The organism is Citrobacter sp., assembly GCF_050252275.1.
Lineage (GTDB): Bacteria > Pseudomonadota > Gammaproteobacteria > Enterobacterales > Enterobacteriaceae > Citrobacter_A > Citrobacter_A amalonaticus.
In genome coordinates, this window is record NZ_JBFWLF010000115.1 from 1 (window position 1) to 12,952 (window position 12,952).

The window sequence follows — 12,952 nt, forward strand, 5'->3', positions numbered from 1 at the left end:
CCCCATATAGGAGTTCTGGCTATAGTTGAGCAACGGGAACGCGGGTTGGTCGAGTGTGTATCGCGGTTTTCCGTTTTCATCGCTTGCACAGACGGGAAACAGTTGTGACTCAAACAGGTGAATATTGGCAAACGGAGGCTGGAGCAGGTTTTCGTCATAATAAGAGAAGATAAAGTCGCTTTGCCCCTCCCGCAACATATCGACCGCCTGATCGACATCGATCGCCTCAACCGACCAGGTAAACTGGGTTGGCATCTGGCTGACGATACCGGGTAACAGCCCTAGTGAAAGGGAGTGCGCAGCGGCAATCTTAATTTTACGCAGTGTGAAATCGCTGCCGCCACGGAGTTCAGCCAGGTTGCTTTCCAGCTGTTGTAGCAGATGACGTATCTGAGAGTGAAAGATTTTTCCCTGCTCGGAGAGTTGCAGCGGCGAGACCTGACGATTGAACAATTCAACCCCGACCGCGTTTTCCAGGGCGCGAATACGACGGCTGAAGGCGGGTTGCGAGACATTACGAATAATCGCGGCCTGGGAGAAGTTTCGGCACTTTTCCAGCGTCAGAAAGTCATAAAGCCATTTCGTTTCAATGTTATACAAACCTGCACCACTCACATCCATTTATCATCACCTGTCAGCCGTCTGTCTGCGCCATTTTACGGGCATTCACACGGCTGACAACCGATTGCGCTTACTCGAAAGACCCCTTCACGCAGGCTTTCCCGTCAACCACCATGCGTTTGCCGTGAGCATAAACCTGCTCAATACACAATTCCGGCGTCATTACCAGCAGGTCGGCATCCTTACCGGGGGCGATTTCGCCTTTAGTGGATAGGTTAAGAAAGGTAGCCACACTGGTCGTCAGCGGACGCAGTGCGTCGGTCAGGGTAAATCCGTAATCGTTGATTAGCGATTGTACAGTTTCAAGCAAGCTCTCGAAGCCCGCCACGCCAATTCCGGTGAGTTTTCCGGCATCATCAAACAACGGCTGACTACCATTACCATCAGAACTGACCGTTATCCGGGCAAGCGGTACACCGGCTTTGACTGCGCGAGCAACCCCCTCAGCCGGTGCAACCGGATCGGGGATACCGCTGGTGATGTCGATGGTGCCGCCCTTGAGCGCAAAGGCCAGTGCTTCTTCGAACAACGCCTCATTGCGGTTTACGTGGGTGGGAAGCAGCTTACTCATCGGCACATCGCTATTTTCGAGAATGTCGTACAGCGGTTTGAGCCCCTTTTTACTGTCGCCCATATGGAACACGCTGACACCCGGTTTGCCGCCCAGCAGGCCACCCACACGAGATTCCGCTGCCATGTTTGCCAGTTGATAATCGCCAGGCGCGGCAGAGCGGTGGTCAGAGACGGCGCATTTTACGCCGATAACGCGATCGATCAGCGCCACATCTTTTTCGACGGAACCGGTGATCGTCGGTGAAGGAACATGATAAGCGCCGGTTAGCATCCAGGCGGTGATCCCTTCTTCATTCAGCGCCCGGGTTTTCGCCAGCAGTGATTCCGGATGACGGGTTACGGAGTCGGTGCCGAGCAAACCAATGACGGTCGTGACCCCGGCTTCGGTCAGTCTGCTCAGTCTGACTTCTGGCGTGCGGGTCGTGGGGCCCGCTTCGCCACCGCCGCCAATCAGGTGTACATGCTGATCGATAAAGCCAGGACACAGGATCCGTCCCTGGAGATTGATAACCTTACAATCCGGCACAATGTGAGGCGAGATATCGCGTGCAACGGCAATAATCTTGCCGTTGGCGAGAAACACGTCGCAAATCCCCTGGTCTTCAGGGGTATAAAGGTGCGCACCTTGCAGTAACGTAAATTCTGCGAAGGATAAATCAGGCATGATAATTCCCTTTTTAAACAATAAGCTGCATAACCCAGATCGACAGTAATGCGTTGATGGCACATACCGCAATGATGTGGGGGTAATATTTGGCGTTCACTTCGGCGGTACCGAGGCAGCGACCCACGTTTTGTACCGGGTTACCCATCAGGTATATCGCCGGGAGCAGAACCGTGACGTCGTGCCCATTTAATGCTCCCGCAGTGAGCAGACTGGCGGAAACGCCTACCGCGCCGCCCATACTCATCAGCGACGCTAACAGCACGGTGGCGGCTTCACCAGGAAGTCCCCAAAGTGCCATGACGGGCTGACAAATGTGTCCAACCCAGTCAAGTAAACCGGTGATTTTCAGCGCCTGAATAATGACGAACGCCATCACCACGTTTGGCAGCAGGTTAGTGGTGGCAATTGTAAAGCCGCGGCGGGCACCGTCGATAAACATGTCCATGACATTTTTGCGAACCTGAGTGGTCATGCTTGTGCTCCTTGCGTTGGGTTACGGCGTTCTTCAAAGTTGATCCAGATACGTAGCAGGTTGGCGCCGACAAATTTAAACACCAGAATCACGGCCAGCGGGACGATAACAGACGTTCCCAGAAACGCGAAGACGGCAACACCAGAGGAAAAATAGTTGGTAATAATCGCGCTGCCGCTGGTCTGGTATGCGGCAAAAATGACTTTATCGCGCTCGGTGATTTCACCATCCTGCGCCAGTTCTTTCGTCATACCTGCAGCCGCATCGGTATTTTGTAAGTTAGCGATAAGCGCCAGCGAGCAGATGCCCGGAATGCCCAACAGCGGCTTCAGGATCGGCGTCATCAGTTGTTGCGCCGCACGCAATCCGCCAAGACCGTCGGTGATAGAAATAATGCCCAGTGACAAAATGACTGACGGCGCAAGTTCGAGCGCGAAAAGAAAACCATCTTTTGCGCCCGTACCGCCCGCGCCCCGGAAGGTGACGGTCGTTTGTGCCGCGCCATTCGCGATCTGACCAAACGAACCGTTCAGCACGCTAAAATCAAAAACACGCCACCAACCTTCCGTTCCGGAAAATACGCCGGAAAAGAAAATGATGGTCAGAAAAAATGCCAGATATCCCTTAAGTCCGACCTTTTCTGTTGCAAGCGGCAGCGCCGCCTGTTCCCCTTGTTGCGCCATAGCGAACCCCGTTATTTTTTTGATAATGTGTGTTTGTTGCGACAGGCCAGAAGTGGCCCGAACTCAATGACCTTACCAGTCATAGGGATATGGGGAAAATGCCAGAATGTTTCGCGCTATGCGTTTCTTGCATAGGGTGACAGAAATATCAGGATTAAAACGACCCGCCAATTTCTGCCTCGTTTTAACATTGCCAGATAATTTCTTTTCCATTTTTGTAAGGATAGTGGATTCAACGGCATGGTTTTAAACATTCAGAACATCGCTTCATGATGTGCAATAGCCTCAGTCATCACGATCGCATATGAGTGAGTATCCAGTGAAATATATACAGCCAGGGTGGGGGAAGTGATGAGAACAGTGAAGTACTCCGCACGACAAAGGTTAATGTAGAGGATAATCTACCGTATCGTTTACGCTATTATTAATGACATAGCGTGTTTAGAACATCACGATCTTTGGGGGAATTATGAGTGGAATGCGTTCCCGCACGGCAATTATCGTGGACGACCATCCTCTGGCGCGTATGGCTATTCGTGGTGTACTGGAGAAAGATCGCGTTACGGTTCTCGGAGAGTATGAGGACGGGGCGATTGCGCTGAAGAGTTTGCTAAAAACGACTGCGGATATTGTGGTTATTGACGTTGAGATCCCCGGCGTCAATGGGGTAGAGCTGGTGGAGAAACTCAGAGCGAATCACTATCACGGCGTGTTAGTGGTCGTCTCAGCGAAAAACGATCGTTACTTCAGCAAGCGCTGTGCACAGGCGGGAGCGAACGCGTTTATCAGTAAAAAGCAGAACATGGATAATATCCTGGCGGCCATTAATGCCGCACAGAATGGGTATACCTATTTTCCATTTTTCTCCGAAGAAGCCTCCGAAATCCTCACCGATGCGCAGCGTCTGGAATCCCTTTCGACACAAGAGATGAAAGTCATGGGGCATGTGCTTAACGGTCTGGACAATTCGCAAATTGGTGAGGCGATGCATATTAGTGGTAAAACCGTCAGTACTTATAAAACGCGGCTCATGGAAAAACTCGGCTGTAAATCATTAATCGAACTGCTCTCGTTTGCTCATCAGAATAAGCTGACATGATGATAAATAAATGGCTGATGGCGGTGCTCATTATTTTATCCATCGGCGGGCGTGCTGTTTACGCACAACTAAGACTTCCCGTTGAGCTGGAACTATCAGGATTCAATTATATATCGCCTGTACCGGTTTATTTGAGTGAGGATGACAAACGCTGGTTACAGCAGAAAAAAAGTCTCAGAGTCGCCGTTTATGAGCCCGTTCAGCCGCCGCTTGTTATGACAACGCTGACTGGACGTTATCGGGGAATGAATGCTGATTATCTGGCATTGATTCAACATTCCCTTAATACACGAATAAGTGTGATGGCGTATCCGGATCAGGCTGACGCTGTTGAGGCGTTAAAAAAGGGAGAGGTCGATATGGTATTGACCGGGCTGGAGAGTCAATCCTGGCGTGAAGCAAGTGTTCAGGTTTCTCTGCCACTGATTCATTCCTGGCCCAATTTAGTCACCTCTCTTGGCAACGTTATGGCGCCATTGCAGAGCGCACAACGTACGGGGGTAGCGATTGTTAATCACTATCCAGATGTCGATTTTATCCGCCAGTCCTTTCCCGATGCCGAGATCGATAACTATGGCAGTTACCAGGAAGCGCTGAATTCTGTTAATAATGGGCGCAATGCCTGGTTTTTCGGCGATTCACTCACGACCAGCACCTGGCTTTCCCAGGAGTTCAGTCTTGCGCTGACAACGGTGAAGTATTGGCCTGCGCCACAGAGAAAGAGCTACTTTTTATTTTTGCCCGCACAGCAACGGCTGCGGGAAATTGTGAACAATACCCTTAGCGCAATTGATGAAAACATCCATGGGCAAATTGCCCAGTCGATGATTGATAAAGGCAATCTCTCCTTCCTGATTGAACCTCTGGACCTGACGCCACGCGAAAAGCAGTGGTTAAATAATCACAAAACACTCCGTGTGATTATCAATCCCTGGTTTGCCCCTTACACGATGGTTGATGGAAGCCAGCAAACGCGGGGTATTGTTGGCGATGTCCTTAATTTGATTGGCTTACAAACGGGTATTCAGTTTGAGACGGTGGTCGTCAAATCGAATAAAGAGATGATCGCTGAAATGAAAAAAGGTAACTGGCATATTGTGCAGGCCGCAACCTATGATCTCAGCCGAGAAAATTATCTCTCTTTTACTCACCCATTTATTACCACACAATTCGTGGCCGTGATAAGAAAAGAGGAAAGTAAAGAGCATGCGCTGCGGCCCGGTAATCATGTCGCAATTAGCGCCGATCATACTTTACTGACCACACTGAAGGCGAAGTATTCAGGCATTGTGTGGGAAGAGGTGGAAAATTCCAGCGTGGCATTGAATCTGGTCGCAACAGGAAAAGTGGATGCCGCCATTTCGAATCAGCTGACCGCGCGATATCTGAGCGAGCATTACTATCCCGATCAGCTTTCCTGGATACCGCTTACCGGAGAAGAACCCGCGGCAATTAGTTTCGCGGTGCCCCGCTCTGAGCCGGAGTTACGGCAAATTCTGGATAAAGCGTTAGATGATATTCCGCAAAAAGAGGTCCTGCAGATCGTCAGTAAATGGATTCGTCTGCCGGATGTCAAAATAGATACCTGGGAATTATATAACAGGCCTTTTTATCTGGTGGCTACCTTAGCGTCGTTACTGGTACTCAGCACCTTGTTATGGGCAGTCTATCTGGTGCGGGAAGTTCGTATCAGAAAACGTTCTCAACGCTTACTGCAAGAGGAACGAAACCGGGCTCTCAGGGCCAATGAAGAGAAGCGGGAATTTCTTTCTCACATGAGCCATGAGATACGAACCCCGGTAAGTGCCATTATGGGATTTCTTGAACTCCTGCAATTTTCTCCTGCGAAGTTTAGCCCGGAAGATAAAGCATCAGTGGACCAGGCGGCTCAGGCCTCACGTTCGTTATTAAAACTTATTGGCGAGATCCTCGATCTGGAGAAGATCGAATCGGGCTTATTAGAGACCGTTCCCCAGTGGAAATATCCGGACAGCCTGATACAAGACAACATTGCATTATTCAGCGCGCTGGCGGCGCAAAAAGGGATCGCGCTACGTTACGATTCTCGTTTAGAGGCACGCGAGGCGATGCGACTGGATCCCCAATTACTAGGGCAGGTTCTCACCAATATTATCGGTAACGCGGTGAAATTTACCGAACGTGGTGATGTGCGAATTTCTGCGGTCAAGCATGAGCAAACGCTGGTGATCTCGGTGCGTGATTCTGGGCCGGGAATGAGCGAAGAAGAACAACGTCGTTTATTCACCGCCTTTAGCCAGGGAATAGCGGGAGAACATCACCGCGGTTCGGGGCTCGGATTAGCCATTAGTCGGGGATTAATGAGGCAAATGGGAGGGACAATCGAACTGCAAAGTGAGGTGAATCGGGGGACGACCGTTACGTTGAGCCTGCCAGTCCAGACGTCGTTTGATATCACGCCTACCGTTGCGGACGTTGACGCGCCTCTGCCAGTATTGCAAGGAACAACACTCCGGGTATTAATCGCGGATGACCTTCCTTTCAGCCGATTACTTTTGAAACGTCAGCTTATGACGCTGGGTATCATCGCTGATGAAGCCGACAATGGCGAGATTGCATTGCATTATCTTCAGCAAGGAAATTATGACTTGTTGATTACCGATCTCAATATGCCGGTTATGGATGGTATTGAGCTTGCCCGCCAGATCAGAAAAAGTAATACAACGCTTGTTATCTGGGGGCTCACGGCAACGGCGCAGGAACACGAGCGCGAACGTTGTCTGTCGGCGGGCATGAATGCTTGTCTTTTCAAACCCATCACGTTGTCACAACTCTCTCATTTACTCTCCGGTGTCAGTGATACCCACGACACGGCATTTGATCTCGAAAGACTGGCGATGCTGGCGCAAGGGAATCGGGCATTGATGCTTCGCGCATTAAAAGATGCGCAGGAAGAAAATCGCTGTGATTTAACGGCGGCTTATAACGCCAGTGAGTCTGGTGATTATCGTCTGGTTAAACATCATATTCATCGCATTAACGGGACTGCTCAGTTATTGGGGGTTGAGACTTTAATGAAGGCTTCACAGTCTCTGGAGGATAAACTCCCGGACGCAATGACTGTCACCGAACTGCCTGCTGAGCTTGAGTATATCCAGACACTACTGGACGAGCTGGAGCAGGCAATCGAGAAATTCACACCTTAATTTTCCTTCCTACATGTGTAGGCGGTGCCTGACAGAATAATAAGGCATCGCTGATGTTGCTCCTGTGTTAACCAGGTAAAATAAGCCCTGTTCCAACAGAATAAAATTAGTTAATTAAACCTGGTATATTTCCTAAGAAAAATCCATGTTTTGGTTTATTACAAGTTTCAACTATCAAACACGCCCGGATCATTAAACCAAACCTATCCATATAGCTAGTGTTTAATTCTGTTTTTTGTTGCCTATTCTGGGTTTTTGTTTTGATAAAAATAGCCAGGTGTGGATCGTTGTTCTTTTGAAAGTAAAAAGATAGTAGAAACGATCGTTTTTATGTTTTCTTACGAAATCCACGACTTTTGTGATGTCATGCTGAATTATTTTCTGTAAATTTTACAGCGAAACATGTGGCGACTTACAGACGTTAAAACAGCAAGCAGGAAGTGTCGAAAAGGGAAGTTCTATGAAATTGTCAGACTCCGTTTTTTCTGATGATTATTTTTTTATTGTCGGCATAAGTGCGTTGTTAACGCCGGAGTTAATTGATGAAAATTACACTATAGTCGATGTCGATGAGTCGCTCCTTCAACGGAGTACAGAGTATTTGTTTCCTGGCAGGAAGATCATTGCATTTATCACCAATGATCTCGACTACTACGCGTTATGCCATTTGAGAGATATAACTTTCATTGATAAGAGACGCCGGATAAATGAAATCCTCTCATGCCTGTTTGTCAATGACTCCAGGTATGCTTATCGGGTGAAATACACGCTTTCATTCCGGGAAAGTGAAGTTCTTGATTGTATACAAAAAGGAATGGAGGCGAATGAGATTGGTGAGTTATTGGGCATGTCGATGAAGACATTCTATGCACACCGTCGCAGTCTGATATTTAAACTTCAACTCGGTAATCGTGTATCTCTGTATCGAAATATCGCGCGAATAAGAATGTGCAAACCCTGTGTTCATGAGCCTGACCTTACATAAATTATTGCGTTAATGTCGGGAAACGAGAATATGCAGAGGAGGTGAGTGCAGAAATAATTGTTTTTAACATCAACGCTTTTAATTAAATATTAACTTAACTATCAGGATTTTACGATATGAAAAAATTAGCACTGATTTCTGCGATTTTATCGCTGTCTGCTCTACAGGCGACATATGCAGCCGATGGCGTAATTAACTTTAACGGAACCATTACGGGAACGGCGTGTGTGGTGGATCCTTCCGCGATTTCACAACCCGTTGAGCTTGGAACCGTTTCAACGGCGGCATTTTCTGGTGGAAGTGGTGCAACAGCTGCCGCTAAGCGCTTCAACATTGTGCTGAAATCCTGTCCGGCAAGTGTAACCAGCGCCAGTGTTCGATTTGACGGTACCACCAATACGACTAACCCTTCGATTCTGGCGTTGACCACAGGTCAGACTGCGACAAATGTTGGCGTCGCTATTTATGAACAGGACAGCGCGACATTGATCCCGGTCGGTACTTCTTCGGCTAGCGTGGCATTGCAGGAAGACATCGACAATACGTTGACCTATTTCGCGAAATATATGGCCACAGGCGTTGTCGGAGCAGGGTCGGCCAAGTCGTCAACCTCTTTCACCGTAACTTATCAGTAAAAGCAGGGCCACTCGTGGCCCTGAGTAATTAAGCAGGAATTCTCATGTTTCAGCAATTATATAACACGGTTGCTATAGGGATGATATTTATCTCAACAGCGGCAATTAGTGGTGTTGAAATAGGCGGTACTCGTCTTATTTATAATGGTAATGCCAGTCAGGCTGCAATCAGTGTTAAAAATCCGGACAATAAACCGTATTTAATTCAGTCATGGGTGAGTAAAAGTGAAAATGGTGATGAGAGTGGTAGCGAATTCACTACTACACCACCTTTGTTTAAATTAAATCCAAATGCGCAGAACTCTGTTCGCGTCATGTTGGCTGAAAATAACTTACCAACCGACAGAGAAAGCGTTTACTGGCTGAATATCAAAGCGATTCCCTCATCCTCACCGGATGCGAAAAATGAATTGTTGATCGCGGTAAAAAGCAAAATGAAGCTGTTTTATCGTCCCACCGGGTTAAAAGGCGATCCGTCATTGGCATACCAGCAGTTAATTTTTTCACGTGAGGGTGGGAAATTAACTGTAAATAATCCAACGCCTTATAGCGTGTCGCTCAATGAAATAAAGGTGAACGGCAAGACGATCACTAAGCCTCCAATGGTATTACCATTTCAAACCGTCACGCTACCCCTATCGGGGATAAACGGCGGTGACGTATCGTGGCGTGCGATTAATGATTTTGGAGGCGTCACGACTGAACAAAAAGTTAAAATGTAGGTTAAATGCTTATGCTCCAGTTCAATACGGTTTCAGGTTTTGCAACGTTAACGAAATTATCAGTCATGGTCTATCTGTTTACACAAGCATCAACCGTGTTGGCTGAGGATTATTTTTCACCCGATCTCATTGAAACCCGATGGAATATTCCACGTGATATTGATATCTCCCGTTTCAGCAAAACTGACGGACAGGTTCCCGGTATTTATCACGTTGATGTCTATCTGAACGGAAATTATATTGAATCTCGTGATATCAGCTTTCTGGGTAAAGAGAGTGAATTGGCACCATCCTTAACCTACGCCGATTTCGTAAAATGGGGTGTGAAGCGTAACGCACAGCCTGACTGGATGAGTATGGAGGATTCCGCGACCATCGATAATATTGGTGCGTTACTCCCCGGGAGCCAACTCAATTTTCAGTTTGATGGGATGCGTCTGGATATTTCGGTGCCACAAGAATATATGCAGCGCGATCCACGCGGCTCCGTTGCACCGGAACAGTGGGACGATGGATTGAATATGCTGTTCCTGAATTATAACTTCTCTGCTGCCAACAGCCATGGCAAGGGAGATTCGCGTAATGACAGCTATCTAAACCTGCGTAGTGGGATTAACGTCGGTCCCTGGCGGTTGCGTAATTACTCGACATATAACAATAACGAAGGGGACGGGCGCTGGAATACCCTCAGCACGTCACTGGAGCGTGATATTAAAGTGCTGAAAAGCCAGTTCAGTATGGGGGATGGTTATACGCAGTCTGGTGTATTCGACAGTGTTCACTTCCGTGGCGCGCAAATTTATTCGGATGACACCATGTTGCCGGAAAGCGTTCGGGGGTTTGCGCCTGTAGTCCGTGGCATTGCGCAAAGTAACGCACAAGTCACCATTCGTCAGGGCGGGAATATTATCTGGCAGTCTTATGTTCCGCCAGGCCCGTTTGTGATTGATGATCTCTATCCTACTGCTGCCAGCGGTGATCTTACCGTGGTGGTGCGTGAGGCAGATGGTTCGGTGCATCAGTTTATTCAGCCATTTTCGGCTGTGCCGATCATGCAGCGTGAGGGCCAGTTTAAATATGCTCTGGCAGTGGGAAAATATCGTGCATCAAACAGTACAGATAAAGAACCGGATTTTCTTCAGACCACAATGAGCTACGGGTTGCCGTGGGACACCACAATATATGGCGGCACGCTGGCGTCGAGAGATTACCAGGCCGGGGCTATTGGTATCGGCAAAGGATTGGGCGATTTCGGTTCGTTCTCTTTTGGCACTACCTTTGCTCATACGCAGATGCCAGGCAGAACGGAAAGTGGTATCTCGCTTCGCGCGCAGTATGCCAAAGATTTTTCATCAACGGGCACCTCGCTGAGTCTGATGGGATATCGGTATTCCTCTTCCGGCTTTCATGATTTTCAGGAAGCGAATGGTGATGTCAATAAATACCGGATGGCGAGCGATAACGTTCTGGAAGGCAATGACTGGCGTTATCAGCGTAACAAACGCAGTAAGGCACAGGTGACATTGAACCAGCAGCTTGGCGATTTCGGGAATATCAACCTTTCGGCCTGGCACCAGGACTATTGGGGCGGTGATACCGAGCGTAACGTCAGTCTGGGTTACAACACCAGTATTAACAATATTAATTATGGCCTGAACTATAGCTATTCCCGTGGTCCCTGGCACAACGACAACGATCATATCGTCTCTTTTACGATGCAGATTCCGTTCTCACGTTTCTTGCCAAACAGTTGGATGACGCTATCGGCAAACGCGAATAAAAAAGGCGACGCCACTTCACAGGTTGGGCTGTCCGGTACCGCGCTGGAAGACAACAATCTGAACTGGAACGTACAGCAGGGATACAACAGTAAGGGTGCAGATGTGACGGGCAGTGCGTCGGCGAATTATAAGGGCCGTCATGGTGAATATCAGCTTGGTTATAACTACTCTCGCGATAATCGTCAGGTCTCGGTTGGCGCAATGGGGGGACTGGTGGTTCATCCGTATGGCGTCTCCGCGACTCAACCTCTTGGAGAGACAATGGCGTTGGTGAAGGCCGAGAATGCCGCTGATGTGAAAGTGGCGAATAACAGCGGCATTTACACAGACAGTAAAGGTTTTGCCGTTGTGCCGTACGTTGCGCCATATCGACAGAACAGTCTGACGCTAAATACCGACAGGTTGAACAACAATACGGATGTGTTGAATGACACGCAGACCGTCGTACCAACAAAAGGCGCGCTGACCCTGGCCGATTTCCCGACCGTTACCGGCTACCGAATCCTGCTGCAATTGACGGGCAAAACGATTCCGTTTGGGGCGACGGCAACAATTAACCATCGCGACAATACACCAGAAGGGATTGTTGACGATCGTCAGCGAGTCTGGTTTAGCGGCGCACCGGAAAAAGGCTCCGTGGTGGTGAACTGGGCTGGGGAAAGTTGTCTGGCACATTATCAGATTGCGCAGGCTTCTGACAAAACGCATAACGTCACCGCGGAGTGCAGGTAAGTGGAGAGTAAGATGAATCGAATTATAGTGAGTTTATTGTGGGTAGCTCTGGGACTGTTTTCACGGACTACGCTGGCGTGGGATTGTTCGACGGTCACGCCATCAACAACCTTATCGCCGCAGAATATCACTATCTCCAGGGATCTGCCGGTGGGGGCCGTTATTGGTACGCAGATGATGACGCCGACAGTGAATGCGTTCAGTTGTTTTGATTCAGCGGACGGGGTTATTTCCAATCAAACATTTGGCGTAAAGGCGATAGGTACCTTCGATTCGATGGTCAATGGGGTACGGGTCTATAAAACCAACGTTGACGGTATTGGCTATGCGATTTCCGGCTCGACGGCAAAGTGTGCCGGAGGGAATGCCGCCGTAACGGGGGCGAATACGATTCGGGGCGATATTAACACCGCCAGGCTTTGTCAAAATACCACGGGAATGATAAGTCCCGGATTGAATGGTTCGGTCACGGTGACATTTTATAAAACGGCGACGGAGACCGGTTCTGGTACGATATCGGCAAGAATGGTGGGGGCGTTGATATTGCTGAATAACTCGCTGCTCTGGCAATCCCCAGAAGCCGCAGTCAATATCAATGCATTCACGGTGACCACGCCAGCCTGCAAACTGACCACGGCATCCATCCCTGTCGATATGAAAGAGGTTGATAAAAACGCCTTTAATGGCAAAGGAACGACGCCGGGAGAGACATATACCCAGTCATTCAATTTGCCGATGACCTGCAATGCCGGAACCGCCGTCAGCGTCAGGTTGGAAGGCGATATTATTGACGCAAC

The 12,952-nt window shown here is 48.8% G+C and carries 11 protein-coding genes; 7 read left to right on the forward strand and 4 right to left on the reverse strand.

Translation table 11 applies throughout. The annotated features are described in order from the left end of the window. From hypT to AB7E14_RS11595, 4 genes are all read right to left on the reverse strand, one after another. Positions 1–621, reverse strand: a 621-nt coding sequence (hypT, locus tag AB7E14_RS11580; RefSeq protein WP_428169538.1) for a hypochlorite stress DNA-binding transcriptional regulator HypT, incomplete at its 3' end; no start/stop codon positions are given. Positions 622–691: 70 nt separating this feature from the next. Next, positions 692–1,858, reverse strand: coding sequence for a beta-aspartyl-peptidase (gene iadA / locus AB7E14_RS11585; RefSeq protein ID WP_054176823.1), 1,167 nt, complete (start codon positions 1,856–1,858; stop codon positions 692–694). A 13-nt stretch (positions 1,859–1,871) separates the two neighbouring features. Next, the gene (locus tag AB7E14_RS11590) at positions 1,872–2,333 is read right to left on the reverse strand and encodes a YjiG family protein (RefSeq protein WP_042999410.1); all 462 of its coding nucleotides are present in this window, start codon (positions 2,331–2,333) and stop codon (positions 1,872–1,874) included. Next, positions 2,330–3,016 carry a nucleoside recognition domain-containing protein gene (locus AB7E14_RS11595; RefSeq protein ID WP_042999411.1) on the reverse strand — a complete coding sequence of 229 codons (687 nt, stop codon included), beginning with the start codon at positions 3,014–3,016 and terminating at the stop codon, positions 2,330–2,332. Before AB7E14_RS11595 ends, AB7E14_RS11590 begins: the two co-directional genes overlap by 4 nt. A gap of 469 nt (positions 3,017–3,485) precedes the next feature. On the opposite strand from AB7E14_RS11595, the gene evgA reads away from it, so the two are divergent. The 7 genes from evgA to AB7E14_RS11630 form a co-directional block, all read left to right on the forward strand. Beyond that, the gene (gene evgA / locus AB7E14_RS11600; RefSeq protein ID WP_042999412.1) at positions 3,486–4,115 is read left to right on the forward strand and encodes an acid-sensing system DNA-binding response regulator EvgA; all 630 of its coding nucleotides are present in this window, start codon (positions 3,486–3,488) and stop codon (positions 4,113–4,115) included. Beyond that, on the forward strand, positions 4,112–7,300 hold the full coding sequence (locus tag AB7E14_RS11605) for a transporter substrate-binding domain-containing protein (RefSeq protein ID WP_044327489.1): 3,189 nt from the start codon (positions 4,112–4,114) through the stop codon (positions 7,298–7,300). The genes evgA and AB7E14_RS11605 overlap by 4 nt, the downstream gene beginning before the upstream one ends. 460 nt (positions 7,301–7,760) lie before the next feature. Beyond that, a complete protein-coding gene (locus AB7E14_RS11610) occupies positions 7,761–8,285 on the forward strand; it encodes a helix-turn-helix transcriptional regulator (RefSeq protein WP_044254092.1) in 525 nt (174 codons plus the stop codon). 116 nt (positions 8,286–8,401) lie between these two features. Then, entirely contained in the window at positions 8,402–8,920 is a 519-nt protein-coding gene (locus tag AB7E14_RS11615) for a fimbrial protein (RefSeq protein ID WP_042999413.1), read from the forward strand. Positions 8,921–8,964: 44 nt separating this feature from the next. After that, positions 8,965–9,642, forward strand: coding sequence for a fimbrial biogenesis chaperone (locus AB7E14_RS11620; RefSeq protein WP_042999414.1), 678 nt, complete (start codon positions 8,965–8,967; stop codon positions 9,640–9,642). Positions 9,643–9,707: 65 nt separating this feature from the next. Further along, complete coding sequence (locus tag AB7E14_RS11625) at positions 9,708–12,155, forward strand: fimbria/pilus outer membrane usher protein (protein WP_316962051.1); 2,448 nt, start codon at positions 9,708–9,710, stop codon at positions 12,153–12,155. A 12-nt stretch (positions 12,156–12,167) separates the two neighbouring features. After that, the coding region (locus AB7E14_RS11630) for a fimbrial protein (protein WP_428169539.1) at positions 12,168–12,952 on the forward strand (785 nt) is incomplete at its 3' end.